At 71.3% G+C, this 18,928-nt stretch carries 19 protein-coding genes and 1 riboswitch; of the genes, 8 read left to right on the top strand and 11 right to left on the bottom strand.

Going from position 1 to position 18,928, the window contains the following annotated elements:
• Positions 1 to 83 precede the first annotated feature (83 nt).
• The gene (locus tag F4559_RS30585) at positions 84 to 758 is read right to left on the bottom strand and encodes a FadR/GntR family transcriptional regulator (RefSeq protein WP_184674563.1); all 675 of its coding nucleotides are present in this window, start codon (positions 756 to 758) and stop codon (positions 84 to 86) included.
• Positions 759 to 948: 190 nt separating this feature from the next.
• Here F4559_RS30585 and nagA point away from each other — a divergent pair, with 190 nt between their 5' ends.
• Complete coding sequence (gene nagA, locus F4559_RS30580; RefSeq protein WP_184674562.1) at positions 949 to 2,163, top strand: N-acetylglucosamine-6-phosphate deacetylase; 1,215 nt, start codon at positions 949 to 951, stop codon at positions 2,161 to 2,163.
• 102 nt (positions 2,164 to 2,265) lie between these two features.
• On the opposite strand, the gene F4559_RS30575 is transcribed toward nagA, so the two are convergent.
• The 6 genes from F4559_RS30575 to F4559_RS30550 all read right to left on the bottom strand — a co-directional run bounded on the left by F4559_RS30575 (position 2,266) and on the right by F4559_RS30550 (position 9,626).
• Positions 2,266 to 3,729, bottom strand: coding sequence for an NF041680 family putative transposase (locus tag F4559_RS30575; RefSeq protein ID WP_312865472.1), 1,464 nt, complete (start codon positions 3,727 to 3,729; stop codon positions 2,266 to 2,268).
• 309 nt (positions 3,730 to 4,038) lie between these two features.
• Positions 4,039 to 5,082 (bottom strand): SIS domain-containing protein, encoded by a 1,044-nt coding sequence (locus F4559_RS30570; protein WP_184674561.1) that lies wholly within the window; start codon positions 5,080 to 5,082, stop codon positions 4,039 to 4,041.
• The gene (locus F4559_RS30565; RefSeq protein ID WP_184674560.1) at positions 5,079 to 6,515 is read right to left on the bottom strand and encodes a glycoside hydrolase family 3 protein; all 1,437 of its coding nucleotides are present in this window, start codon (positions 6,513 to 6,515) and stop codon (positions 5,079 to 5,081) included. Before F4559_RS30565 ends, F4559_RS30570 begins: the two co-directional genes overlap by 4 nt.
• A 7-nt stretch (positions 6,516 to 6,522) precedes the next feature.
• Positions 6,523 to 7,344, bottom strand: coding sequence for a carbohydrate ABC transporter permease (locus tag F4559_RS30560; RefSeq protein WP_184674559.1), 822 nt, complete (start codon positions 7,342 to 7,344; stop codon positions 6,523 to 6,525).
• Positions 7,341 to 8,330 carry a carbohydrate ABC transporter permease gene (locus tag F4559_RS30555; RefSeq protein WP_184674558.1) on the bottom strand — a complete coding sequence of 330 codons (990 nt, stop codon included), beginning with the start codon at positions 8,328 to 8,330 and terminating at the stop codon, positions 7,341 to 7,343. The genes F4559_RS30560 and F4559_RS30555 overlap by 4 nt, the downstream gene beginning before the upstream one ends.
• Positions 8,331 to 8,339: 9 nt before the next feature.
• Entirely contained in the window at positions 8,340 to 9,626 is a 1,287-nt protein-coding gene (locus tag F4559_RS30550; RefSeq protein ID WP_184674557.1) for a sugar ABC transporter substrate-binding protein, read from the bottom strand.
• 227 nt (positions 9,627 to 9,853) lie between these two features.
• Between F4559_RS30550 and F4559_RS30545 the strand changes: the two genes are divergently transcribed.
• The gene (locus tag F4559_RS30545) at positions 9,854 to 10,612 is read left to right on the top strand and encodes a GntR family transcriptional regulator (RefSeq protein WP_184674556.1); all 759 of its coding nucleotides are present in this window, start codon (positions 9,854 to 9,856) and stop codon (positions 10,610 to 10,612) included.
• A 378-nt stretch (positions 10,613 to 10,990) separates the two neighbouring features.
• Here F4559_RS30545 and F4559_RS30540 read toward each other — a convergent pair whose 3' ends face one another.
• Positions 10,991 to 11,920: a threonine ammonia-lyase gene (locus F4559_RS30540; RefSeq protein WP_184674555.1), complete on the bottom strand. Its 930-nt coding sequence runs from the start codon at positions 11,918 to 11,920 to the stop codon at positions 10,991 to 10,993.
• Between the two features lie 610 nt (positions 11,921 to 12,530).
• Between F4559_RS30540 and F4559_RS30535 the strand changes: the two genes are divergently transcribed.
• Positions 12,531 to 13,589, top strand: coding sequence for a S1 family peptidase (locus tag F4559_RS30535; protein WP_312865901.1), 1,059 nt, complete (start codon positions 12,531 to 12,533; stop codon positions 13,587 to 13,589).
• A 129-nt stretch (positions 13,590 to 13,718) separates the two neighbouring features.
• On the opposite strand, the gene F4559_RS30530 is transcribed toward F4559_RS30535, so the two are convergent.
• Positions 13,719 to 14,474, bottom strand: a complete 756-nt coding sequence (locus F4559_RS30530) for a dioxygenase family protein (RefSeq protein WP_184676389.1) — start codon at positions 14,472 to 14,474, stop codon at positions 13,719 to 13,721.
• Between the two features lie 20 nt (positions 14,475 to 14,494).
• Positions 14,495 to 15,130: a thiamine phosphate synthase gene (gene thiE / locus F4559_RS30525; RefSeq protein WP_184674553.1), complete on the bottom strand. Its 636-nt coding sequence runs from the start codon at positions 15,128 to 15,130 to the stop codon at positions 14,495 to 14,497.
• Positions 15,131 to 15,169: 39 nt separating this feature from the next.
• Positions 15,170 to 15,281: riboswitch (TPP riboswitch) on the top strand.
• Between thiE and thiO the strand changes: the two genes are divergently transcribed.
• From thiO to F4559_RS30505, 4 genes are all read left to right on the top strand, one after another.
• Positions 15,276 to 16,268 carry a glycine oxidase ThiO gene (thiO, locus tag F4559_RS30520; protein ID WP_184674552.1) on the top strand — a complete coding sequence of 331 codons (993 nt, stop codon included), beginning with the start codon at positions 15,276 to 15,278 and terminating at the stop codon, positions 16,266 to 16,268. It overlaps the preceding riboswitch by 6 nt.
• The gene (gene thiS / locus F4559_RS30515) at positions 16,265 to 16,465 is read left to right on the top strand and encodes a sulfur carrier protein ThiS (protein WP_184674551.1); all 201 of its coding nucleotides are present in this window, start codon (positions 16,265 to 16,267) and stop codon (positions 16,463 to 16,465) included. The genes thiO and thiS overlap by 4 nt, the downstream gene beginning before the upstream one ends.
• 1 nt (position 16,466) lies before the next feature.
• Positions 16,467 to 17,228, top strand: coding sequence for a thiazole synthase (locus F4559_RS30510; RefSeq protein ID WP_184674550.1), 762 nt, complete (start codon positions 16,467 to 16,469; stop codon positions 17,226 to 17,228).
• 95 nt (positions 17,229 to 17,323) lie between these two features.
• Positions 17,324 to 17,755 (top strand): MarR family winged helix-turn-helix transcriptional regulator, encoded by a 432-nt coding sequence (locus F4559_RS30505; protein ID WP_184674549.1) that lies wholly within the window; start codon positions 17,324 to 17,326, stop codon positions 17,753 to 17,755.
• 126 nt (positions 17,756 to 17,881) lie between these two features.
• Here the strand turns inward: F4559_RS30505 and F4559_RS30500 are convergent, their stop codons facing one another.
• Entirely contained in the window at positions 17,882 to 18,319 is a 438-nt protein-coding gene (locus tag F4559_RS30500) for an SRPBCC domain-containing protein (RefSeq protein ID WP_184674548.1), read from the bottom strand.
• A gap of 77 nt (positions 18,320 to 18,396) precedes the next feature.
• Here F4559_RS30500 and F4559_RS30495 point away from each other — a divergent pair, with 77 nt between their 5' ends.
• Entirely contained in the window at positions 18,397 to 18,924 is a 528-nt protein-coding gene (locus F4559_RS30495; RefSeq protein ID WP_221447425.1) for a TetR/AcrR family transcriptional regulator, read from the top strand.
• The last annotated feature ends 4 nt before the right edge of the window (positions 18,925 to 18,928 follow it).

Here is an 18,928-nt window from a genome sequence, read left to right as displayed (position 1 = left end):
TCGTCAGGCAGCGGGGCGCGGAGATCCTCCCGACCCGACGCCGTCCGCCGCCACCTCTGTCATCCACCCAGGTGACCGCCGGGTCAGGACAGGCCGACCAGCCACTGCTCGACCCCCGCCACGTGCACCGTCGACCACGACCGCGCGAGTTCGGTCTGCCGGTTGGCCAGCGCGTCCACGATCGCGCGGTGCTCGGAGACCGTCCGCTCGACCGCGCCGCCCTCCGCGATGCCGTGCCAGATCCGCGTCCGCGCCTGCGGCCCGGCCATCGTCTCCAGCAGTTGCGCGAGGTAGGCGTTGCCCGAGCAGCGGGCGATGGCCTGGTGGAACTCCAGGTCGTGCGCGACGAGTTCCTCCAGCGAGTGCGCCGACTCGGCGGTGTCGCACAACGCCCGCAGCGAGGCCACCTCCTCGGGGCCGACGCGTTGCGCGGCCATCGCGGTCGCGGCCGGTTCCAGGATGCGGCGCACCTGGAGGACCTCCAGCGTCGATTCCTGGCCCCGGTGCAGTTCGAGCACGAACGACAGTGCCCCCAGCAGGTCGTCGGCACGCAGGCTGGAGACGTACGTGCCGTCGCCCTGGCGGACGTCCAGCACCCTGACCAGTGACAACGCCTTCACGGCCTCGCGCAGCGAGTTGCGGGACAGCCCCAGCCGCTCGGCGAGGTCGGCCTCGCGCGGCAGCCGGTCACCGGGTTTGAGTTCGCCGGTCACGATCATTTCCCGCACGCGCAGGATCGCGTCGTCGGTTACTGCCACGGCGGCCCTCGCTCGTCGTTAGACCTCGGATGTCTGAGCCCAAGTATGGGCCCCTCCCGCGGGTCGCCGCCGAGAGCCCCTCGCAGGTCGATGGATAACAAGTTGCACTGACTATTGGTTATCTTCCGACTAAACGTGACGGCGTGCACTGTTTACGCGCATAATGGTCCAGACCATTTGAGGAGGGACCTTGGACACCGTTGTCGCAGCTCCACGAGCACTGCTCGGCCGCACCATCACGGGTCCCGCGTGGGTCCGCGTCCGTGCGGGCCGGATCGTCGAGGTCGTGACGGGTGAACCACCGGTCGGTGCGGAGGTGCTGGCCGACGGTCTGCTCACTCCCGGACTGGTCGACATCCAGATCAACGGCGCGGTGGGCGTGGACTTCGCCGAGGTGGACCCGGTGTCGATGGCCGTGGTGACGAGAGCGCTCCCACAAACGGGCGTCACCCGGTTCCTCCCGACGCTGATCACCGCGCCGGTCGGCGTGGTGCTGAGGCAGGCGCACGACGTGCTCGCCGCGTCGGCCGCCCTGCCCGAGAACTCCGGTGCCCGCCCGCTGGGCGTGCACCTCGAAGGACCGTTCCTGTCGCCCAAGCGGCCCGGCGTGCACGACCCGGCGCTGATGGTCGAGCCGGGCGAGGCCGAGATCGACGCGTTGCTCGACGACGAGGTGCTGGCCGGCGCGTTGCGCATGGTCACGCTCGCCCCCGAGCAGCCCGGCGGGTTCGAAGCCGTCCGCAGGCTCGCGGACGCGGGCGTGCTGGTGGCCGTCGGCCACTCGGACGCCACCGGCGAGCAGACCAGGACCGCGGCCGAGGCCGGCGCGCGCATGGTCACGCACCTGTTCAACGCGCAACGCCCGCTCGGCCACCGCGAACCGGGCGTGCCCGGCGTCGCCCTGGTCGACGAGCGGTTCACCCTCGGCCTCATCGCCGACCTGGCCCACGTGGGTCCGGACGTGTGCCGCCTGGTGTTCAACGCCGCCGGTCCGCGGGTCGCCCTGGTCACCGACGCCGTCGCGGCGGCCGGCATGCCGCCGGGCCGTTACCAGCTCGGCGGTGCGGACGTGGTCCTGACCGAGGACGGCGTGCCGCGTTCGCCCGAGGGCACGATCGCGGGCAGCGCGCTCACCCTGGACCGGGCCATCCGCAACATCGTGTCGGTCGGCGTGGACGCGGCGGACGCCCTGGCGTCGGCCACCATCGTCCCGGCGGACGCCATCGGCGAACCCACCCTGGGCCGCCTGACGCCCGGTGCCGTCGCCGACCTGGTGTGGTGGGACGAGGACCTGCGCCCGCGCAAGGTCTGGGTCGACGGCGTGGTCGTGTACGACGCCGACGCGGCGGTCGTCCCGGCTGGCCGGGAGCCCGCCCTGGAGGTCGTGGCCACCGCCGGCCAGTAGTCGCCGACACCAAAGTGGGCAGGGACCGGGTCCCTGCCCACTTTCCCTTGCCTTCGCGAGTCCTCCACTCAGACACTCCGAAACACGCACTCAGCTTGTCTTTTAACCTGTTCGGCGGGGTTTGGTGCCCTTCTTGTGGTGGGCCGGTCGGGTATGTGCCCGTCCAGTGGCCAGGACGAGTCCGACGTCGAAGCGCGGTGCGGTGGCGCGGTTCTTCGAGCCGGGAGGTCGTCCCGGTCCGGGGCGGACCGGTTTCGGTGCAGCCGCTGGGCGGGCGATCTTCATGTGGAGGTTGCGGAACCCGCGCCGGACGCGGGTCGGGGTGAGCCTGGCGGGTTCGGCGGGTCGTTCCCAGGGGTGGCGCAGGTCGGCGACCAGCGGGCGGGCCAGGCGCAGTTGTGCGTGGACGGCCAGGATCAGCCAGGTCCAGCGGTCGGCGGCCTCGGGATCGCGCAGCCTGGGTCTGGTCCAGCCGAGCGTCTGCTTGAGCAGACGGAAGGTGTGCTCGATGTCGAAGCGCCGCAGGAACGCCCGCCACCAGCGGTCGACCTCGACCGGGCCGGAGTCGGGATCGGAACACCACAGCCAGACCGGTTTGTTCACCCCGCCGGAGGGCAGGCGCTCCACCGTCAGTCGGATCACGGTGCCCTCGACGATCGGCAGCGGTCCACTGTGGTCGATCCAGGCGGCCCGGCGGGTCAGTCGCGGGTGCAGCCGGTTCCAGGCCTGTGCGGTGGCGGTGCCGTAGAGACGGGTGTCGGTGCGGGTCAGCACGTCCTCGGCGCCCCAGGTGGCGGGGTCGCCGAAGACGAACTCGCCGCCGTGCTTGCGAAACCGTCCGCCCAGAGGGTTGTGGACCCGGGGCGGGCCCGGGCGGCGCAGCACCCGGTCCGACCGCATCCGTCCCAGCACCCGCACCGGCAGGTCCTCGAGCAGACGGGCGATGCGGGGCGCGTCGTAACCGGCGTCGAACACCACCAGGATCTCCGGATCACCCCGGCGCCACTGGTCGGCGGCGATGAGCCGTTGGACCACTCCGCGGACCTGGGCGGCGGTCACCGCGGCGAGGTCCGCGCCGGGCGGCAGCCGGACCGCGTCCAGCAGCGCGGTCCACGACGTGCCGCCGGTCTCCAGCGCGGCCACGAACGAGTACGGCCATCCCGGGATCATGCGGTGCTCGCCTCTGCCGCGTCCGTAGACGTGGCAGAACGTGCGGTCCGGGCAGGTCGCGCCGTCCGGCCGCAACCACGGCGAGACGTCGACCGCGAGCACCAGGCGGCCGTCCGCGGCCCGCGGCAACGGCGTCCCGGCCGGCGCGTCGCGTAGCCGGTCGACCTCGATGCGGCCGTTGTTGACCGCGTCGTAGAGGCCACCGTGCCCACGCCGGTGTTCGGGCGCCAACGACAACCCCACCAGGGTCCGCACCGGTCCGTCGGCGCACAGCACGGCGTCGGCCAGCTCGAACAACCCGTCCGCCCGACGGGTCAGACACCGGTGGAACTCCCGCCGGAACCCGGACAACGCCCCGAGCGCCGATCTGGGGTCGAGATGGTGCACACTGATCACGCAGCCCTTTGGTCGATCGTCCTTCTGTCGCAAGAGCGATGATCGACCAAGGGCTGCTTCTGTGATCAACCGGGGTGTCCGTCAACCGCCCGGGACCTCAAAAGACAAGCTCAGGCAGGACCCCGCCCAAGCCGCGCGAGTTATGCGTTCGGACACCGCGAGTTGTGCGTTCAGACACCGTGAACTGTGCGTTGGAGCACCTTGAGTTCGACGCGCGAACGCACAACTCATGGTGTCCGAATGCATAACTCGCGCGAAAAGGAGAGCCCCCGACCACAAGGAGGGCGGGGGCTCGTCCGTGCGAGAGGGTCAGCGGGTCTGGGTGACCTTCTTCAGGCCGCGGGGGTTGTCCGGGTCGCCGCCGCGGGCCAACGCCAGGCCGTGGGCCAACCGCTGCACGGGCAGGATCTCCAGGATCGGCGCGACCTCCTCCGGGGTCTCCGGCACCGGGATGCGCAACGCGGCCGACACGGCGGAAGCCGCCGAGCCGACGGCCACGACGTCCGCCCCACGCCCGTGCACCACGTCAAGCACGTCGTGCAGCGCGTCGCCACCACGTCCCTTGCTGGTCACGGCCAGCACGGCGGTCTCGCCGTCCACCGCCGCGACCGGGCCGTGCAGCAGGTCGGCGCCGCTGTACGCGCGCGCCGCCAGGTACGACGTCTCGGCCAGCTTCAACGCCGACTCCAACGCCGTGGGCAGCGAGTAGCCGCGACCGGTCGTCAGGACCCGGTCCACGAACCGGTACCGCTGGACGGCCTCGGACACCGCGTCCACGGATCCGTCGAGAGTGGACTGCGCGAGGTCGCCCAGCGGCGCCGCCGCCCGGCCGTCGCCACCGCGGATGGCGTCGACCAGCAGGTACAGGGCCAGCAACGTGGCCGAGTAGGTCTTGGTCGCGGCGACCGCCTGCTCGACGCCCGCGCCGATGTCCACCGACAGCTCGGCGGCGGCGTTGAGCGGCGACGACGCGGTGTTCGTGACCGCCACGGTCAGCGCGCCGCGCTCGCGCGCCGACTGCGTGACCTCCAGCAGGTCCGGGGACCCGCCGGACTGGCTCACGGAGACCAGCAGCACGTCGCGCAGGTCGGGCTGCGCGCCGTACAGGGTGGTGGTCGACGGCGACACCAACCCGGCCGGCAGTTCGAGCAGGACCTCGGTCAGGTACTTGGCGTACAGCGCCGCGTGGTCGGACGAGCCACGCGCGCCGAACAGCACGAACCGGGGCTTGCGCTCGCGGATCACGTCCGCGACGGCGGCGATCTGGTCGCGCCGGGCGACCAGGTCGGCGAAGATCTTCGGCTGCTGGGCGATCTCCGCCGCCATGTGCCCGCCGGGCTGGTGGTCGGTCATTGGTTCCCCTGTTCCAGACGCTGGCTTGCGGCGATGCGCTCCGCGGCGGCGCGCAGGCACACCCGCGATCCGCCGTGGGTGTCGACGCGGGCGACGGTGCCCAGGTCGGGTCCTGGCACGCCGGTCTCGACGTGCACTAGGTCTAGACCAATCTTAGCGAGCGAGGACACCAGATCGCGAGTGAACGGAAAGCGGTGCGCCTCCCGCGTGACCACGACCACGGTCCGACCCGCCGCCACCGCCGCGACCTCGTCGGCGGTCCGCGCGGACACGACCGTCGTCCCGGGGATCAGTTCCGTCAGGTACGGTCCCAGACCCCACGGCACGTCGCCCACCGCGATGGACGCCTCGACCTCCAGGTCGAGCACCACGGGCGGACCCGACAGCGCCAGCGTCCCGCGCACCTCGACCGCCCGCCGGGCCGCCTCCGACCCGAGCGACGCGTCGTGCGCCTCGACCCGGGCCGGCGGAACGCCCAACGCCGCGGTGCGACGCGCGGCCTCCGCCAACCGTTCGAGCGGCAACGTGCCCGACTCGACCGCGGCCACGATGCTGTCGATCAACCACTGGAGTCCGGCGTCGTCCAGCGGCTCGCCGCCCAGGCACAACGCGTCCGCGCCCGCGACCAGCGACCGCACCGCGCCCGCCGCGAGGTCGCCGCCGACGGCCTTCATGTCCAGCCCGTCGGTCACGATCGCGCCGGTGAACCCGAGCTGTTCGCGCAACACCCGCACGGCCACGGGGTTGAGCGTGGCCGGTTCCGCGCCCCACTCCGGCACGACCAGGTGCCCGGTCATGATCGACCGCACACCCGCCGCCACCGCCGAGCGGAACGGCACGAACTCGACCGCCGCCAACTCCGCGACGGTCCGGGGCAGCACGGGCAGCGCCGCGTGCGAGTCCACAGTGGACGCGCCGTGGCCCGGGAAGTGCTTGGCGCACGCCGCGACACCGACGGCCTGCATGCCCTCGACGTACGCGGCCACGTGCACGCCCGCCGCCATCGGGTCCGAGCCGAACGACCGCACGCCGATCACCGGGTCGTCCAGGGTCAGCACCAGGTCCGCCGACGGCGCGAGGTTCAGGCTCACGCCGCACGCCGCCAACCGGGCACCGACCGACGCGGCGACGGCACGGGTCAGGTCCGGGTCGCCCGCCGCGCCGAGGGCGTGGTTGCCGGGCACCTCCGAACCGCGCCCGTAGTCGAGGCGGGTGACGTCGCCGCCCTCCTCGTCGATGCCGATCACCACGTCCGCGCGCACCGCGCGCAGCTGTGCCGACAACGCCGTGACCTGGGCGTCGTCGACGACGTTGCGACCGAAGTACACGACACCGCCCAGGCCGTCCGCCAAGCGGGCGAGCAGCCAGTCGGGCGCGGTCGTGCCGTGGAACCCGGGGAGCAGGACGCCGGCGGCGAGCCGGTGCGGCGACATGGGGCGACTATCCCTTCACGGCGCCGGCGGTCACGCCGGACACCATCTTCCGCTGGACGATCAGGAAGAACACCAGCACCGGCAACGTGAACAGCGCCGACGCGGCCATCGCGCCGCCCCAGTCCGTGCCGAAGTTGGTCTGGAAACCGCTCAGCCAGACCGGGAGGGTCTCCTTGGTCTGGTCCTTCATCAGCGACAGCGCGAACAGGAACTCGTTCCACGCGGTCACGAACGCGAACACCGACGTGGCGACCAGGCCCGGTCCGAGCAGCGGCAGTGTCACCCGGCGGAACGCCTGCCACCGGCTGCACCCGTCGACCATCGCGGCCTCTTCCAGCTCCATCGGAATGCCGTTGACGAAGCCGCGCAGGGTCCACGCGCAGAACGGCAGCGTCACCGCGAAATAGATCAGCGACAGCGACGGCAGCCGGTCGAGCAGGTCCAGGTCCCGCATCATGAGGAACACCGGGATCAGCAGCGCCTCGAACGGCGCCATCTGCGCGATCAGCATCATCAGCACGAAGCCCTTGCGACCGCGGAACCGCAGTCGTGACAGGGCCAGCGCGGCGAGCAGGCCGACCACGATCGCCGCGAGGACCGCGGTCAGCGACACGAGGAGGCTGTTGCCCAGCGCGGTGAGGAAGCCCGGCTTGGTCCACGCGGTCGAGAAGTTCGTGCCGGTGATCGACAGCGGGATCAGGTCGTAGTCGGTCGAGATCAGGCCGCTGCGCGGCTTGAGCGCCGACGTGAGCATCCAGTACGTCGGGAACGCGAAGAAGATCGCGATCACGACGGCGACGACGTTGGCCGTCACCTTCTTGGCGATCACAGGTCACCCTCCTGCCGGATGAGCCGACGCAGGTACTGGAAGGTCAGCAACGCCAGCAGGGCCACCATGAGCACGCTCACCGCGGCGGCCACGCCGAAGTGGCTCTTCGCCAGACCTTCGAGGTACTGGAGCACCGGGAGCGTCGTGCTGCCCCCGTCCGGCCCGCCCTTCTTGAAGGCCCAGATCTGCGTGAAGACCTTGAAGTCCCACAGCAGCGACAGGAACGTCACCATCAGCAGCAGCGGACGCAACTCGGGCCACGTGACCGCGCGGAACGTCTGCCACGCGGACGCGCCGTCGATGCCGGCCGCCTCGTACTGGTCCCTCGGGATGCCGATCACGCCGGCGTAGAGCGAGAAGGCGAGGAAGGGGATCGCCTGCCAGACGATGAGCAGTCCGATGACCGACATGGTCGAGACGCCCGAGGTGAACCAGGAGTAGCCCTCGAACCCGGACAGCCCGATCTTGACCAGGGTCTTGTTGAGGATGCCGTACTGCTGGTCGAAGATCCACTGGTAGACGGTGGTCGCGGCGAGCAGCGGCATGGCCCAGGCCAGCAGCATCGCGACCTGGAGCACGACCCGGACCACGGGGCTCACCTGACGCATCAGCAGTGCGATGGCCAGACCCGCGCCCACGGACACGAACACCACGGCCGCGGTGAAGAGGACCGTGCGAAGCGCGATCGTCCAGAACGTGGGCTCGCTGAGGATGAGCGTGTAGTTGTCCAGCCCGGTCCACACGACCTCGCCGCGCGTCAGCTCCTTGAGGTTGAGCTTGCGGAAGCTGGTGATCACCACGGACAGCACCGGCCAGCCGATCAGCCACAGGATGGCGATCACGGCGGGTGCCAGCAACAGGTAGGGCAGCGCCCGGTCGAGTGCGCTGCCCTGGCGGCGTCGTGCGCCGCCCTTAACGGCACGGCGCGGTGCCGGCGAGGAACCCCTCGCCGGCACCGCGCTGTCGGTCGTGTTCACGGCCGTCATCTCGGAACGTCAGCCGCCGAGCGTCTTCGACAGGGCCGCGTTCGCGTCACCGGTCGCCTGGTCGATCGACTTCGCGCCGGTCAGGTACGCGGTCAGCATGTCCTTCAGCGGGTTCTGGCCGGACTCGACGGCAGCCCACGCCGGCGTGGTCGGGGTGACCTTGCCGTTGGGGGCCGAGGCCGCCAGCGCCTTGCCGACCGGGGTGGTGGCCAGCTTCGCGGTGTCCTTCGAGGTACCCGGAACCGAGCCGCCCTCGGCGAGCAGGTCCTGGTACTTCTTGGACGACAGCAGCTTCAGGTACTCCTTGGCCAGGTCCTGGTTCTTGCTGCCCTGCGGGATGGCCACGTTCGAGCCGCCCAGGAAGACGGGCGCGGTCTTGCCGGCGGTCTTCGACGGGATCGCGAACGCACCCGTCTTGTCCTTCAGCGTCGGGTCGGCCTTGGCGGCCGTGCCGACCTCCCACGGGAGGCCGATGAACATCGCGACCTTGCCCTTGCCGTACACCTCGGCCTGCTGCGGGGTGGCCTCGTCGGTGTCCTTGGGCGCCTTCGAGCCGGCCTCGGCGAGCTTCTTGTAGAACTCCAGGCCGGCCTTGGCCTCGGCGGTGTTCAGCGAGCCGGTCCACGCGGAGCCCTGCGACTTGGCGACGTCGCCGCCCTCGTCCCAGATGAAGGACAGCAGGGAGTACCAGGACTGGCCGGGCAGGTAGAGCGCCTGGAACTCGGGGTCGGACGCGTTCGCGGCCTTGAGCTTCTCGATCGCGGCGAGCCACTCGTCACGCGAGGTCGGCGCGGCGGTGATGCCGGCGGCCTGGAACAGGTCCGTGCGGTACAGGACCGTGCGGTTCGCGGCGTAGAACGGCATGGCGTACTGCTTGCCGTCCCAGGTCAGCGAGTCCTTGAGGCCGCTGAGCCACTGGTCGCCGTTGAGCGAGGACACGTCGCCGCTCAGGTCGAGCAGGGTCTCCTCGGACGCGAACTTCGCGGTCTGGGTGTTGCCCAGCTCGATCACGTCAGGCGGGTTGTTGCTGGCCAGCGCCGTGGTCAGCTTGTCCTGGATGCCGTTCCACTTCTGGATCTCGTACTTGACGGTGACGCCTGCGTGCGCACCCTCGAATTCCTTGTTCAGAGCGTCGGTCAGGGAGGTCGGCGCCGAGCCGTCCATCAACCAGACCGTAAGCGTGCGAGGCTCGCCGGCCTTGCTGCTGCTGCTCGTGTCCGTGCTACCCGATCCACATCCGGCCACGGCCACCGCGACAGCGGTGGCGCCGACGGCCAGTCCCTTCCAGCCCTTCACGTTGTGCGCCCTTTCCCGATGCCCGGTCCCAGCGACCGGACGACTCAAGTGGTGTAGACCAATGCGGCCTAGAGTGTGCCTCGCCACAGGGCATGTCAAGAACGTTGCTGGACCGTTGCAAAGTCATCGGATCAATTTTCGGGTCTTGTGCGGGGGTTCGGGTCCACGTTCCGACGTGGACAAGGCATCCTGTGTTCGGGAGCGCTGGCAAGGTCGAGGAGGAAGGCATGCTGGAGACGAGCCCTGGGACCGGCTTGGACGCCAGATCCCGCGCACAGCGGGAGCCGAAGTACTGGGGACTCAAGCGGCATCTGCTCGATCTCCTGCGCGCGTTGCCGCCGGGGTCGCCGATTCCGACGGAACGGTCGTTGGCCGCCGAGTTCGACGTGTCGCGCACGACGGTCCGGCAGGCACTGGCGGAGCTGACCGTCGAGGGCCGGTTGCTGCGCGTGCAGGGCAAGGGCACGTTCGCCGCGGAACCCAAGGTGGCCCAAAGGCTTCAGCTGTCCTCGTACACAGAGGACATGAGGGCTCAGGGCAGGCAGCCCTCGTCGCGCCTGATCGAGGCGTCGGAGCAGGCCGCCGAGGCGGAACTGGCCCGGCTGCTGGGCGTGCGCGCGGGAGCCAAGGTGTTGCGGTTGCACCGCCTGCGGCTGGCCGACGGCGAGCCGATGGCGATCGAGACGACGCACCTGGCGCTGGGCCGCTTCCGCGGCCTGCGCCGGTACCTGGCACCGGGTGCCTCGCTGTACCAGGTGCTGCGCGAGCGGTTCGGCGTCGAGATGGGCCACGCGGAGGAGACTATTGAGACCGCGCTGGCTTCGCCCGAGGAGGCCGAACTACTGGGTGCGGACATCGGCCTGCCGATGCTGCTGCTGTCCCGGCACTCGTTCGACACCGAGGGCAACCCGGTGGAGTGGGTGCGGTCGGTCTACCGGGGTGACAGGTACAAGTTCGTGGCCACCCTGAACCGGCCCGCGGACTGACCGGAACCGGTCAGTCCTCGGACCACTCCGTTCGAAGGGTGACGTCGCGCACCGGCGTGGAATCGCGGTGCGCGACGTCCGTCCGGACCGCCCCTATGCGGTGTCGGTCTCAGTCCGTTCGTCGTCCGGCAACGAATGGGTCACGACCCGCAGGCGCCCGTGTTCGGGGCGCACGAACGATTGTTCGCGCAGGTGGGCGGCATTGTCGCCGGTTCGTGTGATAGGGGTGGCGCCACGCCGGTGCCCGTTCGCCGCGGCACCTCGCGGCCACCTGCGGCCGGACGGGGTGCCCAGGGCCGTCCCGAGGGGCGGTCAGGTCCGAGCGGTGGGCGCCATCGGTAAACCCGACCTGCTGTTTCGGACCGATAACCCGCCTGGTCATCGGACCTCTGTCAACCTGGTGAACAGCGCCGGGTCGATGTTCCCGCCCGACACCACGGCCACCGAGCCCGGCGTCGGCGACCGCAGGTGCGCCGCGACCGCGACCGCGCCGCTGGGCTCGGCGACGATCCTGGCCCGCCGGGCGATCAGCGCGACGGCCGCCTCGATCTCGGCCTCGGTCACCGTGACCACCTCGTCGACGTGCGCCCGCAGGTGGGCGAAGGTCAGCTCGGACGGTTCGGCGCGCAGGCCGTCCGCGATCGTGCGGCTGCGGTCGGCGGTCGGCCACCGCACGAGCCGGCCGGCGCGCAGGGACGCGGCCGTGTCGGCGGCCAGCTCGGGCTCGACCCCGACCACCTTCACGTCCGGGCGCAGCGCCTTGACCGCCGTGGCCACGCCCGAGAGCAGGCCGCCGCCGCTGACCGGCGTGAGCACGATCGCCAGGTCCGGCGCGTCCGCGACGATCTCCAGGCCGACCGTGCCCTGGCCGGCGATGACGTTCGGGTGGTCGTAGGGCGGCACGAGCGTGGCACCGCGTTCCTCGACGAGTGCGTGCGCGCGGCTCTCACGTTCCTCGACGGGCACGAGCACGACCTCGGCGCCGAGCGCGCGGGTGGCGTCGATCTTCACGGCGGGCGCGGAGTCGGGCAGCACGATGACGGCCGGCACGCCGAAGACCCGGGCCGCGTGCGCGACGGCCTGGGCGTGGTTGCCGCTGGAGTAGGCCACGACGCCGCGTTCGCGCGCGTCGTCGGACAGGCGGGCGATCGCGTTGTACGCGCCGCGGATCTTGAAGGCCCCGATCGGCTGGAGGTTCTCCGGCTTGAGGCGCAGGTGGTCGTCGAAGCGCAGCAGCGGCGTCCGCACGGCGATGCCGTCGAGGAGGGCCGCGGCGGCCCGGATGTCGTCGAGCGTCACGAGATCCATGGGTCGATCGTGCCCGCCCGATCGGCGGCGTCCAGGTGTGGTGGCAGTCACTTAACGTTGGTGGCGTTCACTCTCTCGGCACAGCACTTTTCACAGCTGGGGGACCGCAACCTGCGGGATTCTTACTTCTGGCAAAACCCCCATTTCGGTGACTGGATCACTACCTTGAGTGAGAGTTAACAGTCAACTGCTACACAGCGCAGTCGGATGGTCGTGAACTGTGACACACTCCGAACACGGATGGCCCGAGCCGTAACAGGTAACAGGGTTATAACGTAGCTCGATCGGGCGAGTACTGATCGGTAACAACCGTGGAGGAGGGCGCTCGTGAAGAAGTCCGAGGCGCTCCTCGCCCGGTCCGGGTCTGCCACGAGGGTGAGAGATAAAGGGGTGGGGCGACCCCTGCCGCCGCCCCACCACCCGTCCCCCTAGAGCCCCCGAGAGCGGTCCCTGCAACCAGGCTCTCGGGTTCCCTGCACCCGAAGATGAGGGAGACGCCTAAATGAACCGCACGAGTGCGGCCCGCCTCGCCGTCGTGGCCTTAATGGCCACCGGCGCGGCTACAAGTCTCAGCGTACCGGCGATCGCGGACACTGCCGCCCCCCAAGGGGTGACCTCTTCCGACACGGAGAGCTACCCGGCCGGGTTGCTCCAGGCGGCGCAGCGCGACCTCGGCCTGAACGCCGAACAGTTGAGCGCCCGTCTGGCGAGCGACACGAAGGCCGGACAGGTCGAGCGGGCCGCGCGCGCCGGCCTCGGCGACAGCTTCGCCGGCTCCTGGATCGACGCGTCGACCGGCCGCCTGACCGTGGGTGTCACCGACGCCCGCCGCACCGGCGTCGCCCGTGCGTTCGGCGCGGACGTCAAGGTCGTGACCTACTCGGCCAGGCAGCTCGCCGGCACCAAGTCCTCCCTCGACCGGACCTCGGCACCCGTGTCGATCACCGGCTGGCACGTGGACGACGCGTCCAACACGGTCGTCGTCGAGGTGAACAAGCTCACCCGCGACGCCGCGGCCGACAAGTTCATCGCCGGCGCGAAGACCCTCAGCCCCGCCGTGCGCGTGGTCGAGGTCACCGAGTCGCCCACCACGCTGGCCGACACCCGCGGCGGCGACGCGTACTACATCGGCAGCGGCAGCCGCTGCTCGGTCGGCTTCGCGGTCACCGGCGGCTTCGTGACCGCCGGCCACTGCGGAAAGTCGGGCAACACGACCACCGGCGTCAACCGGCAGTCGCAGGGCACGTTCCGCGGCTCGTCGTTCCCGGGCAACGACTACGCCTGGGTCGCGACGAACTCCAGCTGGACCTCGAAGCCGTGGGTCAACCGCTACAACGGCTCGAACGTCACGGTGAAGGACGCCACCGAGGCCGCGACCGGCGCGCAGATCTGCCGCTCCGGCTCGACGACCCAGTGGCGCTGCGGCTCGATCCAGGCCCGCAACGCCACGGTCAACTACCCGCAGGGTTCGGTGCAGGGCCTGATCCGCACCAGCGCCTGCGCGGAGCCCGGCGACTCCGGCGGCTCGGCCGTCGCGGGCACCGGCTTCGGCTCGGCCCAGGGCATGACCTCCGGCGGCTCGGGCAACTGCTCGTCCGGCGGCACGACCTACTTCCAGCCGGTCGGCGAGGCGCTGAGCGCCTACCGCCTCACCCTGACCACCGGCTGACCCCTGCATTCCGACCCGGACGCCCCGATGCCTGCCCGCATCGGGGCGTCCGCGCGAGTTATACGTTCGGACACCGCGAGTCGTGCACTCGGACACCGCGAGTTATGCACTCAGGCATCCTCGATCGGGTCAGTCGAACTGCACGGACCGCTTGGACAGCCCGTACCAGAACCCGTCGACCGTCGTCCGGGACCGCTGGTCGGCACTGGCACCCAGCGACACGAACAACGGCGCCAGGTGCTCGGTGCGCGGGTGGGCGATCCCGGCCGCCGGCGCCTTGTGCGCGAAGTCCAGCAACGTGTCCACGTCGCCGTCGTCGAGCGCCCGCCCGGCCCAGTCGTCGAACTCGGCCGACCAGGACGGCGGCGCGTAGTCGGCGGGCCGGCTCATGTCCACGCAGCTCAGGTTGTGCGTCATGAACCCCGACCCCACGATCAGCACGCCCTGGTCGCGCAACGGCGCGAGCTTGCGGCCCACCTCGAACAGCCGGCGCGGGTCCAGCGTCGGCATCGACATCTGGAGGACCGGCACGTCCGCGTCCGGGTACATCTCCTTCAACGGCACGTAGGCGCCGTGGTCGAGCCCGCGTTCCTCGTCCTGGACGACGGGCTCGCCGACCAGCCCGGCGACGGCCGCCGCCAGCTCCGGCGCACCGGGTGCCTCGTAGGTCACCTCGTAATACCGCCGCGGGAAGCCCCAGAAGTCGTACGTCAGCGGCACGGTCCGCGTGGCGCCGAGCGTGAGCGGGTCGTTCTCCCAGTGCGCGGACACGATGAGGATCGACTCCGGGCGCGGGAGGGTCGCGGACCAGGCGTTCAGCTCCGAGGCCCACCGTTCGTCGTCGGCCAGCGGGGGAGCGCCGTGGCCCAGGTACAACACAGGCATCACGGGAACCAGAGTACGCCTCATAGTTGAAGTTTCAACGAGACGGCCGCCGCACGCGGGTCCTCGGCCTCCGTGATCGCCCGCACGACCACCACCCGCGTCGCGCCCGCCGCCAGGACCTCGGGCAGCCGCCGCCCGTCGATCCCGCCGATCGCGAACCACGGCCGTGCGGCGCCGACGGTCGCGCGCACGAGGTCCAGCCCCGGCGCCGGCCGCCCCGGCTTGGTCGGCGTCGGCCAGCACGGACCCGTGCAGAAGTAGTCGACCCCCGGTTCGACGGCCGCCGCGCCGGCCTGCGCCACGTCGTGCGTCGACCGCCCGATCACCACGTCGTCGCCCACGATCCGCCGCGCCACCGACACCGGCAAGTCGTCCTGCCCCAGGTGCAACACGTCGGCCGACGCCGCGAGCGCCACGTCCGCCCGGTCGTTGACGGCCAACAACGCGCCGTGCCGCGCGCACGCCTCGGCCATGACCTCCAACGCGGCCAACTCCTGCCGCGCCTCCAACGTCTTGTCCCGCAACTGCACGATGTCCACGCCACCCGTCAACGCCGCGTCGACGAACTCCCCGAGGTCGGGCCGGTTCGGCGTGCACAGGTAGAGGGTGGCGTCGGCGAGGCGACGGCGGAGCGCTGAGGCGTCGAGTCCGGGCACGGGCCGCACCGTAACCGGTGGACCGTGCGCTACGGTGAAGGCGGTCCGCACGGGAGTCCGGAGAGACCGGGCTGAGAGGGAGCGTGGCGTCGCTCCGACCGTCGAACCTGATCCGGGTCATGCCGGCGCAGGGAGCGTGAATGCCTTGACTACTGATGTGACCGTGCTCGGCGGCGGCGTGATCGGTCTGTCCGTCGCGTGGACGCTCGCGCGCGCGGACTACGCGGTCGCGGTCGTCGACCGAGGTTCCCGGCACGGCGGTTCGCACGTCGCGGGCGGGATGCTCGCGCCGATCACCGAGGCCTGGCCCGGCGACGAGGACGTGCTCGACCTCGGCGTGGAGTCCCTGGGGCTGTGGCCCGCGTTCGCCGCGGACCTGGGCGTGCCGCTCAGCCCGGTGGGCACGCTGGCCGTCGGCGTCGACGGCGCGGACACCGCCGTGCTCGACCAGTTGTGCGGCTACCTCGCCGCGCGGGGGCGTGCGGCGGACCGGCTCACGGGCCGCGGACTGCGCGCGCTGGAACCCGGCCTGGGCACGTCCGTCCGAAGTGGACTGTCGGTGCCCGGCGACCTCTCGGTGGACAACCGGGTCCTGCTGGCGGCGTTGCGCGCCGCGTGCGCCGGGCACGGGGTGCGGTTCGTCGACGGCGCCGACTCGCCGGTCACGGTGATCGCCGCCGGCGCGTGGAGCCGCGACCTGCACCCGGCCCTGCGCACCGTGATCCGGCCCGTGAAAGGCGAGATCCTGCGGCTTTCCACGCGACCCGGCGCGTTGCCGCCACCACGCCACACGATCCGCGCGCACGTCGAAGGACGCCAGGTCTACCTCGTGCCGCGCGCCGACGGGATCGTGCTCGGCGCCACCCAGTACGAGGCCGGTTTCGACGCGGACGTGACCGTCGGCGGCGTGCGCGACCTGCTGCGGGACGGCGAGGTCGTGTGGCCGGGCATCGCCGGGTACGCGCTGGCCGAGACCGCCGTCGGGTTCCGCGCGGGCAGTCCCGACAACGCGCCGGTCGTCCGGTGGCTGGAGCCGGGCGTGCTCGCCGCGACCGGCCACCACCGCAACGGGCTGCTGCTCGCGCCCGTGACCGCACGACGGGTCCTGGAGCTGGTGGGCGAAGGAGGACGAAGGTGAAGGCGAAGATCAACGGCACCGAGCGCGAACTCGTCGACGGTGCCACCGTCGCCGCCGTGCTCGCCCTGCTCGGCGCACCGGCCGCCGGGGTCGCGGTCGCACTAGACGGCGAGGTCGTGCCGCGTGCCGCGTGGCCGACGACGACCGTGCCGGAAGGCGGCGTGGTCGAGGTGCTCACCGCCGTGCAGGGAGGCTGACGTGGACGACCCGCTGGTGATCGCCGGACGCGAGTTCGGCTCGCGGCTCGTGATGGGCACGGGCGGCGCGGCGAACCTGTCCGTGCTGGAACGCGCGCTCGTGGCGGCCGGCACCGAGCTGACGACCGTGGCGATGCGGCGCATGGACGCGGGCGGCGGCACGGGCGTGCTGGAACTGTTGCGGCGCTTGGGGATCGAGACCCTGCCCAACACGGCCGGCTGCCGGACCGCGGCCGAGGCCGTGCTGACCGCGCGCCTGGCCCGTGAGGCCCTGGGCACGTCGTGGGTGAAGCTGGAGGTCGTGCACGACGACCGGACCCTGCTGCCCGACCCGGTCGAACTGCTCGACGCCGCCGAACGGCTCGTCGACGACGGGTTCGTGGTCCTGCCCTACACCAACGACGACCCGGTGCTGGCGCGGCGGCTGGAGGACGTGGGCTGCGCGACCGTGATGCCGTTGGGCTCGCCGATCGGGACGGGGCTGGGCATCCGCAACCCGCACAACATCGAGCTGATCGTCGCGCGCGCGGGCGTGCCGGTGATCCTGGACGCGGGCGTCGGCACGGCCTCGGATGCCGCGCTGGCCATGGAACTCGGCTGTTCCGCTGTGCTCTTGGCCACTGCGGTGACCAGGGCGCAGGACCCGGAGCTGATGGCGCGCGCCATGCGTTCGGCCGTGGAAGCGGGCAGGTCCGCCAGGCTCGCCGGCCGGATCCCGCGCCGGTTCTGGGCGCACGCGTCGAGCCCGGACGTCGACGCGTAGCAACGCGAACTCCCCCGACGGGCGGTGGCCGATCGGTACGCGATGATGGATGCTGAACCATTCTCATCGCCGGGTCACCGAGGAGGACCACGCCCGTGACGGCCGACCAGGTCGAGGACGCCACCGCGCGGCTGTACCTCGCTATCGGCAGGCTTTCCCGCCTGCTGCGCCGGACCGGTTCGCCGGGGCTCGGTCCGGGCGCCGTGTCGGCGCTGGCGACGTTGGCCCGCTGCGGTCCGATGCGACTGGGCGACCTGGCGACGAAGGAGGGCGTGGCGCCGCCGACCCTGTCCCGCATCGTGGCGGCGCTGGTGGAGGCCGGCTACGTGACGCGGGAGCCCGATCCGCAGGACGGCCGGGCTTGGCTGGCGACCCCGACCCCCGAGGGCGAGACCATGGTGTCCGGCGTGCGTTCCGCGCGCGTGCACGAACTCCAGCGCCGGATCGAGCAGCTCAGTCCCGCGCACCAGTCCGCGTTGGTCGACGCCCTCCCCGCCCTGGAAGACCTGGTCGGCGAAACCCCCTAGCCCGCGAGTTATACGTTCGGACACTGCGAGTTATACGTTCAAGCACTACGAAATGTGCGTTCGGGACGGGGCCTCGGGTGCCCGAGTGCACATTTCATGGTGTCCGAACGCACAACTCGCGGTGTCTCAGTGCATAACTCGCGCGGCCTCGGACGCGAGGGCCTGGTTGAACGTGGTGAACTCGGACCGGAGCAGGTCGGCGCTCTCCGCGTAGACCGAGGCTGCCAGGGGGCCGGTCCAGGTTTCGCGGTTGACCAGGAGGGTTCCGCCGTCGACCGGCGCCAACTCCCAGCGGTGGCGGCCGAAGAACAGCTCCGGGTCGCCGCCTTCCGACGCCAGCAAAGCGTTCTCCTCGACATCCGTGATCACCCCCTCGAACTCGCGCTCGGCCGGCGAGCCCCACGCCGCCCGCGTACGCACGGGCGTGCCCGCCACGGCCGCGCCCGACACGTAGGCGATCTGCGAGTTCCACTCCGCGTACCGGGGGAAGTCCACCAGGACAGCCCATACGACGGCGACCGGCGCCGAGATCGTGATCTCGGTCCTCAGCTCATTTTCCTGCATGGTCGTGCAGGATAATCAGCTCCAGGCCACGGGCGCACCCGGTTAAGATCCCCGGTATCGCCGGGATCAAAGGGCAGGTGCAACGACGCGGGGTCGAACGACGCCGCGATCTCGTCGACGCCGCGATCCACCTCTTCGGCACGCAGGGCTACGCGGGCACGGGTGTCGCCGCCATCGCCAAACGCGCCGGGGTCACCCCGTCGGCGGTGATCCACCACTTCGGCAGCAAGGAGAACCTGCTCGAAGCGGTCCTCGACGAGTTCGACGCCCGCTCGGCCGCCCGCGTCGCCGAACACGCGGGCCACGGCCTCGAAGGGCTGAAGAAAGCCCTGCTCTCCGACGCCGAACACACCGCGCGCCACCGTGGTCTGGCCACGCTCCACGCCGTGCTCCAGGCCGAACACCTCGCCCGGGACTCCCCGGTACGGGAACGCTTCCGCACCCGCAACCGCCTGCTGCGCGCCGCGTTCGCCACGATCGTCGGCGAGGCGACGGCCGTGGAACTGGTGGCCTTCCTGGAGGGCGCGCTCACCCAGTGGCTGCTCGACCCGGACACCGTCGACCTCGTCGACCTGTACCGGAACTACCTCGACCGCCTCGGGTGAACGC

The sequence above is a fragment of the Saccharothrix violaceirubra genome (assembly GCF_014203755.1).
Taxonomy (GTDB): domain Bacteria; phylum Actinomycetota; class Actinomycetes; order Mycobacteriales; family Pseudonocardiaceae; genus Actinosynnema; species Actinosynnema violaceirubrum.
Note: the sequence above shows the minus strand (reverse complement) of the source record. Positions and strands in the feature narration are given on the sequence as shown.